The organism is Adhaeribacter radiodurans, assembly GCF_014075995.1.
Classification (GTDB): domain Bacteria; phylum Bacteroidota; class Bacteroidia; order Cytophagales; family Hymenobacteraceae; genus Adhaeribacter; species Adhaeribacter radiodurans.
Genome location: NZ_CP055153.1, coordinates 2,590,408 through 2,610,218 on the forward strand (window position 1 = coordinate 2,590,408; position 19,811 = coordinate 2,610,218).

The window sequence follows — 19,811 nt, forward strand, 5'->3', positions numbered from 1 at the left end:
TAGCATTTACTTTTTTAGAGACTGACATACAACAGTTCTAAAAAGCAATTTTCAAAACCATCCCGAAATGAAAACCTTCCTGCACCAGGCAGCCGAATATATTTACAGCAAACACGCCGAAAACATCAGCCAGATTTGCGTGATTTTACCGACCCGGCGGGCGAGCATTTATTTTAAAAATGCCTTGGCCCAAGTAGCCAGCGAAGGTATCTGGTCGCCGGAGGTGTCGTCAATGGAGGATTTTGTTACCCGGTTGGCTCGGGTAGAAGTGCTGGAACCCATTCACCTGCAACTCGATTTGTTCGATATTATGCAGGAGCTGGATCCGAATATTGAGTTCGACCAGTACGTTACCTGGGCGAGTACTTTACTGGAAGATTTCAGCCGCATGGACCAGGAAGTAGTGAATACCGGCAAGCTGTTTGAGTACTTAAGTGAGGCCAAAGCCCTGGAACGCTGGGACCCGAAACGCGCCGGCTTCGATATTTCGCCCATGCTCAAAAAATACTTTAAGCTTTGGGACAACTTGCAGGAAGCCTACACCCGGCTGAAGAAAAAATTAAAAGCCGAAAAGCAAGCGTACATTGGCATGGCGTACCGGCATGTGGCCGAAAACGTGCTGGACATTGTGCAAAAAACCACCTGCTCCCAGTTCATCTTTGTCGGCCTGAATGCCTTGAGTCGGTCGGAACAAGTTATTATTCGCACTTTATTAAAAGAACACAAAGCTGAGGTTTTGTTCGATTCGGATGATTTTTACATGGATGAAAATACCCAGAATCGGGCCGGGTATTTCTTAAAACGCTACCGAAAGCAATGGCAACTCCCCGACTGGAAATGGCAGCAAAACCACTTACTCACCAGCACCAAAGAAATTAACGCCATTGCAGTAGCCAACGCCAGCATGCAAGGCAAAGTAGCCGGACAGTTGCTGCAGCAAATCCGGCAGGAAAACCCGCAGGCGCAGGTCGCCATTATTTTGCCCGACGAAACCATGCTGCTACCGGTGCTGCATTCCATCAGCGAAGATATTCCGGACTACAACGTTACCATGGGGCTTACCTTTAAAGGCACGCCCCTTTACAACCTGATTGATTTACTGTTCGAACTGCATTTAACCGGCGTTATTCAGCCTAATGACGCGGGCTACAAAGTAAACCGCTACCATTACCTCACGGTCCAAAAAATACTCAGTCACCCGTTTATCCGGCGCTACGAGCAATATTACAATACCATCACCGAAGATGCCGCGGAGCAAAATTTAATTTCCCAAGTTTTAGCCGAGATCATCACCCAAAACAAAGTACTGGTTTCGGCGAAAGAGTTGATTGATGCGGGCAAAGAACATCCTATTTTTAAAGCTTTATTCCGGACCTGGCGCAACTGCGACGATATCATTGCTTCTTTTTACAACCTCATTGACTTACTCAAGCAAGTATATCAGTTTCAGGCCGAAAACCCCATTGAAACCGAGTACCTGTATATATTCTATACGCTGGTGAAGCGACTGGATTCTATTTTCGATTGCCGGGAACAACGCATTTCGGTGCGCAGTTTTAAAAAGTTTTTGTACGAAAACATTGCGCAAACCCGCCTGCCGTTTAGCGGCGAACCCATTTCGGATATTCAGGTAATGGGTTTCCTGGAAACCCGGGCGCTGGATTTTGAAAATTTAATAATTTTATCAGTCAACGAAAACGTTTTGCCGCAGCCAAAAAGTCACAAATCGCTGATGCCCTACGACGTGCTGAAAACTTTTGGTTTGCCCACTTACGCCGAGCAAGAAAGCATTACATCGTATTATTTTTACCGCTTGCTGCAACGAGCCAAACGCGTAAACTTGCTGTACATTTTACCTTCCGACACTTACGGTTCTGGCGAGAAAAGCCGATTTATTCTGCAATTGCAACACCATCTGGTACCGGCCAATCCCAATATTACTTTCCGGGAATTAACTGCGGTAGTAGAACAACACGAAAGCAAAACCTACGAGCCCGATATTGTTATTCAGAAAGACGAGCAAGTGCTGGCTAGCCTTAAAAAAGCGCTGCAAAAAGGCTTGTACCCGTCGCACCTAAACATGTACATTAACTGTTCGCTGCAATATTACTTCAACAAAATTGCCGGCCTGAAAGAAACCGACGACATTGAAGAGAAAATTGGTGCCGACCAGTTCGGAAATATTGTACACAAAGTGCTGGAGGATTATTTTAAACCTTTCCTCGAAAAGAAACTACTGGTGACTGCCCAAGACATTGACCGCATGCGGGCGGTGTTGCCGCAACGGGTTCAACTGGCTTTTAAAACCGGTGTTCTGGGCAACGTACCGGAGCAAGGCATGAATTACTTACTCCTGAAAGTTGCTACGCAGGTGCTGGAAACTTACCTGAGAAAACAATCCGAATCGCCGGATTTACCGCTACGCATTATCAGTCTGGAACAAGTGCTGGAAACGGTATTGGAGGTAAACTTGGAGGATGAAGTAATCAAAGTTAAAATAGCCGGTAAAGCCGACCGCATTGATAGTACCGCTAAAGCTACGCGGGTCATTGATTATAAAACCGGCCTGGTGAACGCGGCCGATTTAAAAATCAAACAAGAACACATCGCGGAAAATTTACTCACCAATCGCAAATACGAGAAAGTGCGGCAACTGTGGCTGTATCGCTACTTGATGGCCAAAAAGATGCAAGCCGAAGGTAGTCTGGATAATTCGTTGTTTCAGCCAGAAATTGAAGCTGGAATTATATCTTTCCGGAATTTAAATGCCGGATTTATGACTTCCGATATTGCTTTTTCCGAAAACAAGCCCGAAACTTTGGAAGCGTACATTCAGCATTCCGAAGATTACCTGAGACTTTTTGTCCAGGATATGCTAAACCCCGACATCCCTATCCGGAAGACCAACGACCTGGAAGTTTGCCAATATTGCATCTACCGGGGAATCTGCGCCCGGTAATAAAAAGAGTTTTTGAAGCCTTGTATGGCGCGGATTTACTTCCGTGACTTATAACATTTATAAACCACAGATTTCTAATTTTTAGAAAAAAAGATAAACATTTTTTTTAAGAGGTTATTCTAAAAGTCACGGAAGTAACTTCCGCGCCATAGTATGCTAATATTGCATTTACCGCGGCATTTGCGCCCGCTAATATCTTAAATATTGTAAAAAGAAAAGCAGTTCCGGTTTCAGAACTGCTTTCTTTATCATCATTCAATTTTTAAATTTTTATATTTTCAGCTACCGCGGAATCACAAATTTTTGACCCGGATGAATCAGGTTCGGATCTTTTATTTGGTCCAGGTTAGCTTGGTGTATTTTATGCCATTGTTGGGCATCGCCGTATAATTCTTTCGCAATTTTAGACAAGGAATCACCACTTTTTACGGTGTAATATTCTTTTTGCGCCGCAGCCGGAGCAGCGGTTGGTTGCGGTACATCGCGGTTGTTGGCTTGCGCCTGGTTGCCGGTAGGTGGTACGTTAAAGGCGTTTTTATTCGGGTCGGCTTTCGGCTGAGCCGGTTTTTCTTCCCCTTTTTTTAAGAAATCAAAAAGTCCCATAGTTTTTAGTATCTGGTATATTAGTCTGTAATCAAAAGAGCAATCTTTTAGATGTTGCCTTTTATTAAACATACGCTACACGTTTATATTATGTTCTAATTCAGAGAAGCAATTACCGGTAAAGCTTGGTGCCTATTGGCTTTATACTGACAATATTAAGTTACCACTAGAGAAAGGCATACTTTTAAAAAATTTAAAAATCCATGCCTCTTAAAATCTTCTAGCAAAATCTAACCGGACTTTAATCAGATGATCAAATTACCCGCAATTGGTTTAGGACCTTCAAAAATTTTAAAAATCATTGGCTATAACTTAATTATCTGGGAATTACCACTATAAGAGGCTTTACTCCGGGTTCATACTAAATTAATCCCGGCCTTTTAACTTAATCCCGATTCTGACGTAATATTCAAAAACTAAAGTATAACCAGATACTTGCAAACCCAATTTAACTACATAACTATGAAACTCTTTAACCTAAAAAATTACCTGCTGCTGCTGAGCTTTACCCTCCTGCTTTTTGGCGCTGGCTGCCAGAAAAAGGATACTGTGGGGAACGCCGGCATGCTTACCGGCGCCGATAGTAAAGTCTGGAAAACCGAAAAAGAAACTACGGCTTCCGGTGAAAAAGACAAAGTAACCAAAGAAGAAAAACAACAGGAAATTCAATTTTTCGCGAATGGTTCGTTCAGTATGCGTTCGCCCACGCAAAACGCTTCCGGTAAATGGACCTACGATGCTATGGCTAAGAATTTATCGTTGCAGTTCGTTGGTTCGGATTTAACCGAAAATTTTCAGGTATTGAATTTAACGGATGATGAATTAAAGCTGCAAGCCGCCGATGGTTCGCAAATGATTTTGGAAACAGAATAAGTTTATTTTAAATTCTATATGAAGGCTGCCCATTCGGCAGCTTTTTTATTTATTAGCCTTTTTTACATACGGTTCTTCTTTGGAGTCTTTACAAGCCTCCATGCTCCGGTGCTATCTAACTTGCTAACTTCAAGTTTTGCCTCATGGCCGGCGGGCCTCGTTTAGCCAGTTCGGGCGGTCTAAGCTTCCATTCCTCGCTCCGCTGCGGAATTTTGCTGCGCAAAACCAGAACCTTAGAAGGCCCTCACTAGCTAAACTGGTGTCAGTTTCGTTTAGCTTCCGCTATACTTATAATAACCTTTAGAATGATAAGCAATCTTATAATTACTTTATACTTACTTTATACTTACTTTATACTTACATTGAATTATTGAAGGTTAGCTCAAACACAATCACAGAAACAGTCTAAATAAGTAAAGACAGTAGCTACTAGCAACTGACATCAGTTTGGCTGTGGAGCACCTGCCAGGGTTCCGGTGCTGCCTAGCAGCATTCTGCAGCGGAGCGAGGAAAGGAAGGCTGGCGAGTGCGGAAGAGCTAAACGGGGCCCGCCGGCCATGAGGCAAACTGGGTACTTGTCAAACTAGGTAGCACCAACGCCTGGAGGCGGGAACCGGTTCCAAAGAATTACATTTGCTATGCTTTAGGTCCAAATATGATAATAGAATATAAACAAAAAGCTTAGCCGCCGCAAAAGGCACTTCCTACCCCCACAATTTGTTACAAAACCCAAATAATAGTAAATTCAGGGAATGGAAATAATATTGGCGATCACGGGTTTTTTGGTTGGTTTAATAGGCGCGTATCTGGCTTTAAAAGCGAAGCAAAACGCGGCGCAACAACAAGTAAACCAGGCATTGGTAGCGCAGCAAGTTTGGCAGACCCAGGTGCAGGAAAAAAACACCGAAATAACCCAACTTAAAGAACAATTACGGATGGAGACTAACACCATTCTGGGTTTACAATCAGAGTTAACCAAAACCGAAACCGATCTTTATCATTTAAAGCAAAAGTTAGAAGATCAGAAGCTGGAAATGGAAGCACTTCGCAATAGCTTTTTGCAGCAATTTTCCAGTGTATCGAACCAGGTTTTAGTTACAAATGCGGAGCACTTTAAAAAAGCCTCGGCCGAAAACCTCGAAACCATTTTGGCCCCATTAAAAGAACGCATCAAGGAATTTGAAACGAAAGTAGATACCACCTACGAGAAAAGTCTAAAGGAAAACACCGCCTTAAAAGAACAAATTGCCATGCTAGCCCAACTCAACCAACAAATGAGTCAGGATGCGATCAATTTAACCCGGGCTCTAAAAGGAGAACGCAAAACTCAGGGCAACTGGGGCGAATATTTACTGGAAGTTTTACTGGAAAAATCGGGTTTGAAAAAAGATGAGCATTATCGCCGCGAAGTTGTGCTCCGCAACGACGATCATAAACTGTACCGTCCGGATGTCATCGTGAATCTACCCGGTGATAAACATCTCATCATCGACTCGAAAGTTTCTTTATCCGCTTACGATGCTTATTGTAATTGCGACGATGAAGTATTGCAGCAAGCACACTTAAACAGCCACGTACAATCTATAAGAACCCATTTTCTGGATTTAAGCAAAAAAGAATACCACCAACTCATTGGCGTAAACTCCCCCGATTTTGTACTTATGTTTATTCCCATTGAGCCGGCCTTTAACCTGGCCATGCAGCACGACCGGGAGCTATTTATCGAAGCTTTAAATTACAACATTGTATTTGTAACCACCTCTACCCTACTGGCTACCTTGCGTACTGTAGAAGGTGTTTGGAAACAGGAAAGTCAAAAAAATAACGTGCTAAAGATTGCCCGCGAAAGTGGTTTGCTCTACGATAAGTTCGCCAATTTTGTGGAAGATTTAAAAGCCATTGGGAAAAGCATTGAAAGCAGCCAAACCAGTTATACCGCTGCCATGAACAAACTCACCGAAGGTAAAGGCAACTTAATCCGGAAAGTGCAACAATTAAAAGTACTCGGTGCCCGTACCACCAAAACCATCGATACCAATTTTCTACGGGAATCTGACCTGGAACCGGAAAACACGCCATCTCAACCAGAACTGCTAGAAGAATAACGGGATATTAGATGTTGGATGTTGGATATTAGATTTTAACAATCATCTAAAATGGTTAATTACCAGCCCAAAACAGCTGAACAAATGGATCAAATAATTTAACTCAGGGGAATAAATCTTACTCCATTTGACATTTATCCCAGAACCGATGCAACAGATAGCCTAAGCCATATGCAAAGAATGACGCTAAACTGTTCGAGCGTTCAGCGAGTTTTTAGCGTCTTGATTTTTTTGGTTCTTTTTGTATCAAGACAAAAAGAACAATACCTAAGCAATGAAACAACTTCACTAAGCAATCAAAGCTACTCTGTCAGCTATACGAACACCTACAAAAATTATTTAAAGTTACTTTAAACATTTACCCATAGATTTAAATTCCGATTAAAAAAGCTTTCCGAACTAAATGAAATAAACATGACTAGCTTGAAACAGTATACAGGCTAGCAACCTATTAAAAACTTTAAAAAACTATGGAAGAAATAACCCAGTTGCGCATTGGCGGTGTACCCGAACACTTTAACATTCCCTGGCATCAAGCCATAGAGCAAGGATTGTTTCAGGCTGAAAACATTAATCTTACCTGGACGGAATATGCCGGAGGTACCGGTGCCATGGCGAAAGATTTACGGAATAATACCTTAGATATAGCCGTTTTACTCACCGAAGGCATAGTGGCCGATATTGCTAATGGCAACCCCAGTAAAATTGTGCAGGTGTATGTAGATTCGCCTTTAATTTGGGGCATTCACGTACCAGCTGATTCTACCTTTCAATCCCCGGATGATTTACAAGGGAAACGCTACGCCGTAAGCCGCATGGGTTCTGGCTCGCACCTAATGGCTTTTGTGGATGCGACCCAACGTGGTTGGGATCCGCAAGTCCAGGAATTAGTTTTAGTGGGTAATTTAGATGGCGCCCGCGCCGCATTTAAAAACCAGGAAGCCGATGCATTTATGTGGGAAAAATTTATGACCAAACCCCTCGTGGATTCCGGTGAGTTCCGGCGGGTAGGCGAAACGCTTACGCCCTGGCCTTGCTTCGTGATTGCGGTGCGGGAGGAGGTGCTGCAAACCAATTTACTTGCCATCCAAAAAGTACTTACTATTATCAATCATACCACTCAAAAATTCATGACGAATCCGCAGTCCGTTGATTTGGTAGTAGAGAAATTTCACCTGCAACCCGAAGATGCGGTGGCCTGGTTTAAAAGCACTCGCTGGTCTACGGGCGAACCTGTATCGGAAGAAATCCTGCAAACCGTTATCTCTACTTTGCAGGATTTAAAAGTTATTACTACAGCGGTGAAACCTACAGATATATACCAGCCGGTTTAGTAAATTTAAAAATTGTTCTATAACCAGTACCTCGCCTATATAATTTAAAATTTTAAAAATATGAGAAAATTTCTGCTTTCCGGATGTGCGCTGGCGCTGTTATGGTCCTGTGAAACGAAGAAAGACTATAAGCAGCAAGCGGATACGTTTTTACAAGCGTATTCGGTGAAGTATCAAAAATTGTACACCGCCTCCAGCGAAGCAGAATGGGCCTCGAACACCCGAATTGTGGCCAGTGATTCTGCCAATGCGGTGGCTACTCGTAGAGCCAACGAGGCATTTGCGGCTTTTACCGGGAGTAAAGAAAACATCGAGCAATTACAAGACTTGCTGCAGCATAAAGAAGAGTTGGAGACAATACAAGTAAAGCAATTGGAAACTGCATTACGGGCCGCCGCCAACAATCCGCAAACTGTAGCCGATGTGGTAAAAAGCCGCATTAAAGCCGAGACCGAACAATCCGAAAAACTATATGGCTTTGATTACAAACTAAACGGAAAATCGGTTACAACAAACCAGATTGACGAAATTTTAAGAACGGAAACAGATCCGGCTAAACGTTTAGCTGCCTGGCAGGCGAGTAAAGAAGTAGGCACCGTTCTTAAACCGGGTTTAGTAAATCTGCGGAATCTGCGTAACAAAACCGTGCAAGCGCTCGGCTACGATGATTATTTCAGTTACCAGGCCCAGGATTATGGCATGAAGCGCGAAGCCATGATGGCTTTAATGCGCCAAATTAACCAGGAGTTAAAACCTTTGTACCGGGAACTGCACACCTACGCCCGTTACGAATTAGCCAAGAAATACGGAGTAAAAGAAGTACCTGACATGCTTCCGGCGCATTGGTTACCTAACCGCTGGGGCCAGGATTGGAGTGCAATGGTAGAAGTAAAAGGCAGTAACCTCGATGCCGCTTTAAAACCCAAAGGCGCTGAATGGCAGGTAAAACAAGCCGAACGTTTTTACCAGAGCTTGGGCTTTCCGGCCTTGCCCGCCAGTTTTTACACTAAATCCAGTTTGTACCCGGTTCCTGCCGGCGCGAACTACAAAAAGAACAACCACGCCTCAGCCTGGCACATGGATTTAGAAAACGATGTCCGTAGTTTAATGAGCGTAGAACCAAACTCGGAATGGTACGAAACTACCCACCACGAATTAGGGCATATCTACTATTATCTCACGTACACCAACCCCAACGTACCCATCCTTTTACGCAGCGGTGCTAACCGGGCGTACCACGAAGCTATGGGTAGTTTAATGGGCTTAGCCGCTATGCAACAACCTTTTCTGGCTAATTTGCAATTAGTAGATGCGCAAGCCAAAGCCGACCAGGTACAAAATTTACTAAAAGAAGCTTTAAACTACGTGGTGTTTGTTCCGTTTGCTTCTGGGGTTATGAGTGAGTTTGAGCACGATTTATACGCCAAAAACTTAGCACCCGCAGACTTTAACAAACGCTGGTGGGAACTGGCGCAACAATACCAGGGCATTGTACCACCCAACGAACGTAGTGATAAATACGCTGATGCCACTACTAAAACGCACATCAACGACGACCCGGCGCAGTATTATGATTATGCCTTGTCGTTTGTAATTTTGTTTCAGTTGCATGACCATATTGCTACCAAAATTTTAAAACAAGATCCGCACGCCACGAACTACTATGGCAATAAAGAAGTAGGTAAGTTTTTAACCAGCATCATGTACCCCGGTGCCAGCGCCGATTGGCGGCAAGTACTAAAAGAAAAAACCGGGGAAGATTTGAGTGCCCGCGCCATGATCGCCTACTTTCAGCCGTTAATGGACTACCTGAAAACTCAAAACAAAGGCAGGAAGTACACACTATAGATGTTAGAAACTAGACACAAGACACAAGACACTAGATTTCAGGAAATGAATATAGAATTTAGGTGAGGCAATTTAGGATTCAACTTTAACACATCAACAAAAAAGGCAGCCTGTTGCTGCCTTTTTAATTATATTAATCTTATAAATAGAATTTAGTGTCTAACATCTAGTAGTTAGCCTCCACTGCCGGAACGTCTATTAAAATAAAAGAGCTATCCTGGCTGGCCCGGATTAAGATGGCGCTTTCATCGTCAATGCGCAACTGATCGTTGGCAGTGGCTTGCATGCCATTGGCAAACAATTCGCCTTCTAAAACATAAATTAAAGTTTTCCGAATCTCGAAAGTTTTAAAATCTATCTCTTTATCTTTTTTTAAATAGGAATAGTAAACTGTAGAGTTTGAATTCATAAACACTACATCTTCTAATACTTTTTGCCCTGTTACTAGCGGAATTAATTCGTTTTTGCTATCGTGAAAATCAACGTGTTTTTGCTCGTACGATGGATTTAAGGCTCGTTTATTCGTAAGGAACCATAACTGGAGCAAGTGCAATTCTTTATCGCTGTTATTGGTTTCAGAATGCGTAATTCCTGTTCCAGCAGTCATTCGTTGCACATCGCCGGTACTAATTATCGTTTTATTACCCATGCTATCTTCGTGCGTTACTTCTCCGTCTAATACAATGGTAATAATTTCCATTTCGGAGTGTGGGTGTTGCGGAAAACCAGATTTTGGTGCTACGTAGTCGTCGTTAAAAACCCGCAAAGGTCCGAATTGCATATTGGTCGGGTCGTAGTAATCGGCAAAAGAAAATAAAAAATGCGATTTCAGCCAACCAGCCGACGAGAAATGGCGGTCTTCGGCATTAATAAGTTTTACCATAGTTTTTTGTAGTGAGAGTATAGGAATTCTTTATATTCTAATCTTTCTTTAAAATACGCGAGATTAGTTTATAAGTTAAAGCAGCAAAGCAGGAACAGTAATTTTAAAAGAAATTAAAATTACTGATAAATAAAAAGCCCGGTTTACAAATAAGTAAACCGGGCGATCAGGATGATATAATTGTTTAACTTAAGCTTTCTTTAATTTAAGTACTTCTTGTTGCAGGTCTAACACAATTGAGGTAAGCTTATTTAATGATAAATCCGCAATCGGGAAAGTGGTGCTAATGTAAGCGCGGGCTTCCCAAATCTCTAAAATATCTTCTACTTGAATTTGATAAGGTGAATAAGATGGATTATCTGAATGAAGATACAGTACAGCTTCGTTCTTTAATTTATTAAATATCCGCTTAAAAACAACGCCTTCTTTCTGACTTACAATAATGCAGGGCGTGCCATCTTTTATCGTACTCCAATCTTCAATAAAGCGTCCAATGATTACCGCACCCGAAGCAATGGGTAACATAGAATCACCGGCAATCTCAAATGCCCGGTGCGTACCTTGGGTACTTAACATAGGTAGCCGGAAGCGTGGTAATTCTTCGATAAATTCCGGATCAGCGTATCCGTTCAGGTAACCGGCACTGGCGCGCTGAGGCACTAATTCAATATTTTCTTTATCTTCCCGGTCAACGGTAATAGCTAATACTCGCAAGTTTCCTTTACTGGATCGCTGAACCGCCATACTGCTAGATTCCGTACTGCTCGATGGCAAATCTTTAGTAATTAAAATATCTAAAGAAATATTAAACAGCTTGGATATATTTACTAAGGTGCTTAGTTTTGGTTCGGCGCGGCCTTCTTCGTAAGCTCCAATCAAGGAACGCTTAATGTTGAGCTTTTCGGCTAACTGTGACTGGGTTAGACCCGTTTGCTTTCTCAGAAATTTTAAATTAGTATTTATCATGCCTTTGTTTTCCTATTTCCTTTTACGGAAATTTATTCTTTTAGACAAAGTAAATTTACTAATTTTTTTATTAATTCTAAATCATTTAGCAAATTAATTCAGAAGCATTTAGAAATATTCTTTAATTTATTTAAAAAAATAGCACACGCAAGCCCAACGAACAGACATGCGCCGGAAAATTTAAATTTAGAAAGAAATGTGACGTTAATTTTAACTACTTAGGTTGTTCTTAACCCAACAAGTAAGTACTATTAATAGAAAATACTAGGTCATTAATGCGCTAGCCTCATTCAGTATCATTTATTTAACTGGCTGCTGTTTTCGTTTGTAAACTGCCAAAGCCATGCGAATGGTATTGTAATCTACAGAGCCCCCAAAATGATCGAAATATTCCTTTAATTTAGTTTCCGCCCCTAATTGATTAATAGTAGGTTCTAATTTCAGGTAATCGGAAACAGAGATAAATTCTTTAATGTCGATGGCGTAGCCTTGCTCGTACAAAGTGGCTAAATGCGAATAAATAGTAACAATGTTTAAGTTTCGCTGCAAAGCAATTTCATTAGGTTTAAAACCTTGCTTGTAGGCCTCCAGAGTTACTAAATGAGTTGCGCCTTTTACTTTATTGCCTTGCTCCTGCTGGTCGGTTACAAAAGAAATTATTTCGTTTATAAAAGCTTCGCCGTAGTTTTCAAGTTTTACCATACCCACTCCAGAAATGGATAGCATGGCTGGTCGGCTGGTTGGTTTTTCCTGGGCCATTTCACTTAAAGTAGTATCGCTGAATACCACGTAAGGCGGCACATTATTCTGGTCGGCTATTTTCTTACGCAGCGCACGCAACCGCTCAAACAATTCGTCTTTTAAAATTTCTTTCTTGCTCTTGGTTTTAACGGGCGCTTGTACTTCGGTTGCCGCATTAGGCTCGAATTTAACTAGGGCAAATGGTTTGCTCTGCATTAATACTTCTTTCCCGGCCGGGGTAATTTTTAAAGTATAAGCATCGTCGTAGGCTATTTCCAAGAGGCCCTGGTTAATCATTTGGTGCAAGTAGCTTTGCCAATCGATATAAGATAAATCGCGGCCGGCACCGTAGGTTTTTATGCGGTCGAAATTCTTTTCCAATACCTGTTGGCTGCGGGAACCGCGTAATACATCAATCACCAAACCCAAAGAGGCTTTTTCTAACATGCGGGCTACGGCCGATAGTGCTTTTTGCGCGTGTACTGTACCATCGAAAGAAGCGGGCGGATTGCGGCAGATATCACAGTTATTACAATCTTTTTTAAGCGTTTCGCCAAAATAATTTAGTAAAATTTTCCGGCGGCAACTGGTAGCTTCGGCGAATTGCTGCATGCGCTCTAATTTTACTAATTGCAGTTCCTGCTGTTTCTTATCGCCTTCGGTGAGCATTTTACGCATATTCAACACATCGGCGTACGAGTAAAATAACAAGGCATTAGCGGGCGCACCATCGCGGCCTCCTCTCCCAATTTCCTGGTAGTAACTTTCGATATTCTTCGGTAAGTTGTAATGAATTACCCAGCGTACATTCGATTTGTCGATGCCCATGCCAAAAGCAATGGTAGCGCACATAATCTGAATATTGTCTTTTAGAAAGGCGCTTTGGGTAGTTGCCCGGGCATTTGCCGATAAACCAGCGTGATAATGGGCAGCTTTATAACCTTGAGCCGTTAATTTCTGACTGAGCGATTCGGTGGTACTGCGACTTAAACAATATATAATACCTGGTTGTCCTTTGTGCCGATCGAGAAAGTCGATGATGCGGTTAAACCGGTTGCGCCCCGGTAAAACTGTTAGATTAATATTGGGCCGGTCGAAGGAAGAAATAAAAATAGCCGGATCCTGCAAGCGCAATTGTTGTTGAATATCCTTTTGCGTCAGACGATCGGCGGTGGCGGTTAGGGCAATTACCGGCACCGTAGGAAACTGTTCTTTTAAAGAACGCAATTGGGTATACTCCGGCCGGAAATCATGTCCCCAAGCCGAAATACAGTGCGCTTCGTCAATAGCAAAAAGGTTTATTTGTAAGCGTTTTAAAAAAGAGAAAAAGCCATTCGATAATAATTTTTCCGGCGATACGTACAGCAATTTAATAGCTCGGCCAAGGCAAGCCGTTTCAATGTTATACTGCACATCCGCTGATTGGGTACTGTTAAGAAAAGCAGCATTTACCCCATTCGCTGTAAGGGCTTTCACCTGGTCTTGCATAAGCGCAATTAAAGGCGAAACTACCACGCAAATACCCGGCATCACCAAAGCGGGTACCTGGTAGCACATCGACTTACCACCGCCCGTTGGCATTAAAACAATCGCATCGCGTTTTGCTAAAACCGTAGCTATTATATCTTCCTGCATGGGCCGGAAACGGTCATAACCAAAAAACTTTTTTAATACTTGTTGCGCGGCTGTAATCATCTTTCCTGTTTTGCTCTCCTAACAACAAATTTAAGGTTTTAGATGCAAGGTTTAAAAAGTTTTTGGTCGGTAAGCTAAACGAAAGCAGACTATTTGGCTAAATGCTTGTATTTAACTGAACATGCCTGTTTGAGCCGCGTACAATTAAACTTAACTGTTCTTTTAACCTCAATTTAAAAACTATGAAATCGGAAGTAACCAATAATTTAGAGCACATTTTAATAAAGTGCATTACTGCCTGCGAAACGTGCATGACGCTTTGCTTGCAGGAAGAAGATGTAAAAATGATGGTAAACTGCATCCAATTGGATCGCGATTGTGCGGATATCTGTACTTTAACCGCCCGGTTTGTAGCGCGTAATTCGCCGCATGCGCCGCACGTTATGCGCGAGTGCATTGAGATTTGTAAAGCTTGCGCCGCCGAATGTTCGAAACACGATGCGGATCATTGCCAGAAGTGCGCTGAAGAATGCCAGGAATGCGCCGAAGCTTGCCAGGACTGGCTGCAAACCAAAGCTGCTTAAACGAAAAAGGCCCGGTTTAATACCGGGCCTTTTTCGTTATTTACTAAAAATTACTTTGTAATCATGTCCACGATAGAAGTAAGAATAGATAATACAAAGCTAAATATTAAAGCCCAGATAAACCCATCCACGCTGAACCCTGATAGAATGTAATCGGCCAGTAGAATAATAAGCGCGTTAATTACCAGTAAAAACAAGCCCAAGGTAATAATGGTAATGGGTAATGATAAAACAATTAAAATGGGTTTTACAATGGCATTTAAAATACCTAATACCAAGGCCAGCAAAATAGCGGTTCCTATGCCATCGATGGTTACGCCGGGTAATATGTAGGCGGCTATTGCTGCCGCCACACCGGTTAAAATTAACTTAATAATAAATCCCATAGTTTTATTTAGTTTAGGTGAATAGATTTAAAACCTGCAACAAACCACTTAAGCAATTACTACTTATTAGCTTTAATCTAGTATAGTTTTTAAAATTTGTAATGGCAGAATAAAGCAGTGAGATTTTAATTTAATGCATGGCTTAAAGTAAGCCCAAATGCTATACGGAATTTAACGGGTTAGAGTACGAAAATTAATTTACTCGCCGGCTGCTTCAACTACTTTGTTAGAGACCGCCATCCAGTTGCTCAGCTGGTACAACAACCGGGCACCCACATTGCCATTCCAATCCGAATCCCCTGGAGCTACTTCACATAAATCGAAACCAATAATTTCGCGACCAGATTTTACTAAAGCTTTAATTAAATAAACGGCTTGTTCAAATTCTAATCCGCCCGGCACTGGCGTACCCGTAGCCGGACAAAGTTTCGGATCGAGGCCGTCAATATCAAAGCTGATGTATACTTTCGGCGGTAGCTGGGCAATAATTTTTTTGCATTGTTTTTTCCAGGTTTTGCCTTCGTACATTTCATTTTTTAAAAAAGAATCAAAAAACGTAGAAACGCGGCCATTGGAATGATGTACTAACGCATTTTCTGATTCGGCACTGTCGCGAATACCTACTTGTACTAGTTTTTTTACTTGGGGTAATTTTAGAGCATTGTACATAATAGAAGCGTGCGAATACGTAAATCCTTCGTAAGCTTCGCGCAAGTCGGCGTGGGCATCTACTTGTAAAATGCCAAATTCTTCGTGCTTATCGGCCAAGGCGTGCATTAAACCCAAGGGAGAACTATGGTCGCCACCTACAACGCCTACTAATTGCCCATTATCTAAATAAAGCTTTGCTTTTTGCTTTAACCAATTTAGTAATTCTTCGCCTTGCTTATTTACCTGATCCAGCAAAATTGTAACATCTTGTTCAGTTAAATCAGATTCAGCGCCTTCTAAGTATTGAATGTAAGCTGCCGTTTGCTCGCGCAGACGCGTACTGGTTTCGTGCCATTCGGTAGCAACTGATTCCAGCGCTAAACCAATTTGCCAGGCATCCGGAATATTTAAGTCGTATAAATCCATTTGCGAAGAGGCAGACTTAATTGCTTCCGGCCCCAGAGCAGTGCCAGCACTGTACGACACCGTAACTTCCCAAGGAACCGGAATTAAAACCACAGTGGCTTCATCGGGGGTAAAAGGTAACCCATAAATTCCGGCGTTGCTGTCACCCACGCCACTCGGGTCAAAATTTAATATTTTACTTTGTCTGCTTGTTTCTCTATCGGCTGTTGAATGCTTCATAGTTTAAATTAAAAGAAATTAGGTCTAAATAGTAAATTTTACCTTGTTAGGTGTTTTCTGAAAGGAAAATTGAAATTTTATTTTTTAAAATCTTATTAAAACATAGGTACTGCAAAATGATTAAACAAAAAAGAGCGTTAATTAACGCTCTTCGTAAAATTTGTAGGAACGAATTATTTCGAGAATCTTATTAAAAGTTATAGTATCGAAGAAAAGGAAAAGCGGGAGTTCCACCATGCCCTCGTGATCGGTGAAATGCGTTAGCACCGTAAAAATAATTGGCTGAAAAAGAGGGTTTACGTCTAAGATATGATTTAGTGAATGCGTAATGCCATTTTGAGGATAAATGGGCGGCGAACCATAAATATCTGCTTTTAAAATATTAGCCAATTGCGTAACAAAAGCACCCGTTATAATATTACTAATCTCCAGGAGCAGAGATTCCTGCATGGCGGTAAGTGGCTTCTGGTAAGGTCGTTTTAAATTAAGGCATACCAGCGAAAGCATTTCTACGTGGTTGCCCGAAAAAAGCATTAAAGTAGTGCCGTTAAAATCCCCTTTTATATCCGACTGAATAATTTCATGGGTTCCTTCGTAACCTGAAATAAATTTAGATAATGCATTAGCTTCAATTAATTCTAAGTCAGGTACTTTCATTAGTACCTTGTCTTTAGCAATCACCGCAAAAGAATCGGCAGCCCGGGCCAAGCCAATATTTAGAATTTCTTTGATAATATCTTTTTCTAAATCTGTTACTTGTAATTCCATGAATAAATCTTTTTTATTTGGCTGCATATAACTATATAGAGCCATTTGCTACTTTTTAGAAATAAAATAACGGGTGATCGCCGGCACATCTAATACCAGACATACTTTACCGGTACCCAATAAGGTTACTCCCCCGTAAATTTCAATGTTATCCAGCGGCTTATTTAATGGTTTAATAACAATGTCCTGTTGCCTATATAGTTTATCCACTATCAAACCTAGCCGACGATTATTGTAAACAATAATAATTATATTTTGCACGGTACCATTTAATCGGTCCTTGCTGCCCAAATTCATGTGAGCATCATTGCTGTTTAAAAATTCTCTTAAATAAATAACCGGGATCGTTTCATTTTTAATGTTCGCCACCAGCATATTACCAACTTCGTGCAATTCATCTTTATCAATAGAAACTACCGAATCAGTGTGCATGAGCAAAATAGCATAATAGCCTTCTTCCACTTCAAAAAGTAAGGCTCCTTTTACCGCAATAGAAGTAGGTAAATGCAGCGTAAAAGTAGTGCCTTTATCTTTTTCGGAAGTAACCTGAATGCGTCCGCCAATAGAATCAATCGCATTTTTTACTACGTCCAAACCAACTCCCCGGCCCGAAAATTCGGTTACCTCTTTCGCCATAGAAAAGCCGGGCTCAAATAAATACGATAAAACCTCGTTTTCGTGTAAATCGTCCACGAGATCGGCGGTTAAAGATTTACGGGCTACAATGGCTTTTTTAACAGCGGGTATATCAATTCCTCTGCCGTCATCACTTAATTTAATAAGAACATTATCCCGGTCGCTTTGAGCAGATAAAGTAAGAGTACCTTGGCGAGGCTTGTTCTTTTTTAAACGGTCAGCGGTTTTTTCTACACCATGCGAAATGGCATTCCGAACCAGATGTAGTAACGAATCCGTTATTATTTGTAAAATGTTCCGGTCAATCTGAATATCCTGGCCAATGATTTCCAACTGAATTTCTTTTTGCTCGGCTTGGGCAATGTCCCGGACAATGCGCGGAAATTTATTAAATAAGGTTCCTACGTTTACCAGTCGGGCGTCCATTACGCTGAACTGAATTTCTTCAGTAATCCGGTATAAATGAGAACTTACCGCTTTTAAATCTTCGCTGTTTAAGTCTTTGCTTAAAGAAATAATCCGGTCCCGGTCAATTATTAATTCACCCACTAAATTTAGTAAATGATCGAGCTTTTTGATCTGGATATAAATCAGATCGGAGAGCGTTAAATTCCGGGCATTTAATTTCTGAACCTTCGTTGCTTCGGATAAATCTTTAGTTGCCCCGTTTTCGGCCAGAATATCCAGATTGTGAAATAAACTTTCGTCCAGAATTTTATAGTTAGGATCGTCTACGTTGGAAAGTAATTCCCCCAATAAATCAATCCCGTCGAATAAAACAGTAGCTACTTCGTTACTAAAAGTTAATTCGTGTTTGCGAACCAGTTCAAAAGCGGTTTCGAGTTTATGCGCTAAATCAGAAATTGGGAGGTAACCTATGGCTTTAGCATTAGCTTTTAAGTTATGCAGCAACCGAAATATTTCTGCCAAAATCTGGTCATCGTCCGGAGTTTTTTCCAGGTTACTAATGTGCCGGTTTAGGGCATCAAAGTATTCCAGAGCTTCGGCAATAAATATTTCTTTATATTCTTGTTCTCTCGATTTCATGCGTTGTAGTAAAACAACTTAGCTGGCTGTTCCTGTTACTCAAAGCTAGTCTTGATTTCTCCGGGAATAATAGCTTCAGGATAAACGGGTTATTAAACTTATAATAAGGCGTTAAGTAGCTAAAGTAACCAATTAAAAATAGGGGTTTAATTAATTGTCTAGCAGCTATTAATTACTAAATTATGAAATAATGTAGTGGCCGTTATTCTTTTAAAGCATTTCCTACGGTTTCCAGAACTTTCTCTTCTGAAAAAGGTTTTACTATGTAGGAATAAGCGCCATTTTCAACGGCTTCGTTTACTATAACTTCCTGACCAACGGCACTTACAATAATTACTTTCATGTCGGGTTGCTCTTTCTTAATTCCTTTTAATACATCTAAGCCGGTGTTATCAGGTAAGATTACATCTAAAGTAATTAAATCGGGGTTAGTTTCCCGGGCCAGCTGCAATGCTGTTTGTCCATTAGGCGCTTCCCCTACTACTTCATAGCCTGCATCCGTAAGCATGTTTTTAAGCATGGTACGCATGTAAAAAGAGTCGTCAACAATTAATATTCTTTTTTTCATCATTCATTTAAGTTTTTCTGAAATTTCTTCAGCATGTAAGATGTACGAAAAAGCAAAGCTAAATTAAGCTTTTAGCTGCTCTGCTTCATCGAAAGTAAGTATTTTGTGAATATCTAAAACAATAATCAAACGTTCTCCTAATTTCCCAATCCCCTCAATATAGTTGTCATTAATTTGTAAATCCTGAATAAAAGAAGGCGTTTTTTCGATCCTGGATACAGGAATAGATAAAGATTGAGGTACTTCGCGGACCAATAACCCTATAGTATAATCTTTTGCTTCTAATACCAGAGTATACGATTTTGAATAGGATTTTGCCTCACCGTTAACGAGTGCGGACGAGGAAATGTGAAACCTTTCTTCTAAATCTAATAAAGCAATAATATCGCCCCGAATATTAGCTACCCCTTTAATAAAAACGGGTATTTTGGGCATTCGGGCAATTTCGGGGGTGAAAGTAACTTCTTTTACTTGTTCAATCCGGATTCCGTACTCTTCGGAGCCCAGCTTAAACACAATTAAATGCACGCTGGGCTCCCGATTTACTTCTTTTTTCTCGCTAATACTCTCGGTATTCAT

The 19,811-nt window shown here is 41.2% G+C and carries 16 protein-coding genes; 6 read left to right on the plus strand and 10 right to left on the minus strand.

Translation table 11 applies throughout. The features are described 5' to 3' along the window. Positions 1-67 precede the first annotated feature (67 nt). Positions 68-2,959, plus strand: a complete 2,892-nt coding sequence (locus HUW48_RS10710) for a PD-(D/E)XK nuclease family protein (protein ID WP_182415662.1) — start codon at positions 68-70, stop codon at positions 2,957-2,959. Between the two features lie 282 nt (positions 2,960-3,241). Here the strand turns inward: HUW48_RS10710 and HUW48_RS10715 are convergent, their stop codons facing one another. Then, entirely contained in the window at positions 3,242-3,562 is a 321-nt protein-coding gene (locus HUW48_RS10715; protein ID WP_182415663.1) for a LysM peptidoglycan-binding domain-containing protein, read from the minus strand. A 462-nt stretch (positions 3,563-4,024) separates the two neighbouring features. Between HUW48_RS10715 and HUW48_RS10720 the strand changes: the two genes are divergently transcribed. The 4 genes from HUW48_RS10720 to HUW48_RS10735 all read left to right on the plus strand — a co-directional run bounded on the left by HUW48_RS10720 (position 4,025) and on the right by HUW48_RS10735 (position 9,722). Next, on the plus strand, positions 4,025-4,435 hold the full coding sequence (locus HUW48_RS10720) for a lipocalin family protein (protein ID WP_182415664.1): 411 nt from the start codon (positions 4,025-4,027) through the stop codon (positions 4,433-4,435). Between the two features lie 752 nt (positions 4,436-5,187). Further along, complete coding sequence (rmuC, locus tag HUW48_RS10725; protein ID WP_182415665.1) at positions 5,188-6,540, plus strand: DNA recombination protein RmuC; 1,353 nt, start codon at positions 5,188-5,190, stop codon at positions 6,538-6,540. 470 nt (positions 6,541-7,010) lie between these two features. Beyond that, entirely contained in the window at positions 7,011-7,874 is an 864-nt protein-coding gene (locus tag HUW48_RS10730) for a substrate-binding domain-containing protein (protein ID WP_220464013.1), read from the plus strand. Between the two features lie 60 nt (positions 7,875-7,934). Then, entirely contained in the window at positions 7,935-9,722 is a 1,788-nt protein-coding gene (locus tag HUW48_RS10735; protein WP_182415666.1) for a M2 family metallopeptidase, read from the plus strand. A 166-nt stretch (positions 9,723-9,888) separates the two neighbouring features. Here the strand turns inward: HUW48_RS10735 and HUW48_RS10740 are convergent, their stop codons facing one another. The 3 genes from HUW48_RS10740 to recQ all read right to left on the minus strand — a co-directional run bounded on the left by HUW48_RS10740 (position 9,889) and on the right by recQ (position 14,007). Further along, the gene (locus HUW48_RS10740) at positions 9,889-10,605 is read right to left on the minus strand and encodes a pirin family protein (RefSeq protein ID WP_182415667.1); all 717 of its coding nucleotides are present in this window, start codon (positions 10,603-10,605) and stop codon (positions 9,889-9,891) included. A gap of 189 nt (positions 10,606-10,794) precedes the next feature. Further along, complete coding sequence (locus tag HUW48_RS10745; protein ID WP_182415668.1) at positions 10,795-11,571, minus strand: XRE family transcriptional regulator; 777 nt, start codon at positions 11,569-11,571, stop codon at positions 10,795-10,797. Between the two features lie 300 nt (positions 11,572-11,871). Continuing rightward, positions 11,872-14,007, minus strand: a complete 2,136-nt coding sequence (gene recQ / locus HUW48_RS10750; protein WP_182415669.1) for a DNA helicase RecQ — start codon at positions 14,005-14,007, stop codon at positions 11,872-11,874. A 182-nt stretch (positions 14,008-14,189) separates the two neighbouring features. On the opposite strand from recQ, the gene HUW48_RS10755 reads away from it, so the two are divergent. Continuing rightward, the gene (locus HUW48_RS10755; protein ID WP_182415670.1) at positions 14,190-14,531 is read left to right on the plus strand and encodes a four-helix bundle copper-binding protein; all 342 of its coding nucleotides are present in this window, start codon (positions 14,190-14,192) and stop codon (positions 14,529-14,531) included. Between the two features lie 50 nt (positions 14,532-14,581). Here the strand turns inward: HUW48_RS10755 and HUW48_RS10760 are convergent, their stop codons facing one another. The 6 genes from HUW48_RS10760 to HUW48_RS10785 all read right to left on the minus strand — a co-directional run bounded on the left by HUW48_RS10760 (position 14,582) and on the right by HUW48_RS10785 (position 19,811). Next, entirely contained in the window at positions 14,582-14,917 is a 336-nt protein-coding gene (locus tag HUW48_RS10760) for a phage holin family protein (protein ID WP_182415671.1), read from the minus strand. 198 nt (positions 14,918-15,115) lie between these two features. Continuing rightward, on the minus strand, positions 15,116-16,213 hold the full coding sequence (locus tag HUW48_RS10765) for an agmatinase family protein (protein WP_182415672.1): 1,098 nt from the start codon (positions 16,211-16,213) through the stop codon (positions 15,116-15,118). A 141-nt stretch (positions 16,214-16,354) separates the two neighbouring features. After that, positions 16,355-16,981, minus strand: coding sequence for a chemotaxis protein CheC (locus HUW48_RS10770; RefSeq protein ID WP_182415673.1), 627 nt, complete (start codon positions 16,979-16,981; stop codon positions 16,355-16,357). 48 nt (positions 16,982-17,029) lie between these two features. After that, positions 17,030-18,664, minus strand: a complete 1,635-nt coding sequence (locus HUW48_RS10775) for a chemotaxis protein CheA (RefSeq protein ID WP_182415674.1) — start codon at positions 18,662-18,664, stop codon at positions 17,030-17,032. 202 nt (positions 18,665-18,866) lie between these two features. Then, the gene (locus HUW48_RS10780; protein ID WP_246343816.1) at positions 18,867-19,235 is read right to left on the minus strand and encodes a response regulator; all 369 of its coding nucleotides are present in this window, start codon (positions 19,233-19,235) and stop codon (positions 18,867-18,869) included. 60 nt (positions 19,236-19,295) lie between these two features. After that, positions 19,296-19,811 (minus strand): chemotaxis protein CheW, encoded by a 516-nt coding sequence (locus tag HUW48_RS10785; protein ID WP_182415675.1) that lies wholly within the window; start codon positions 19,809-19,811, stop codon positions 19,296-19,298.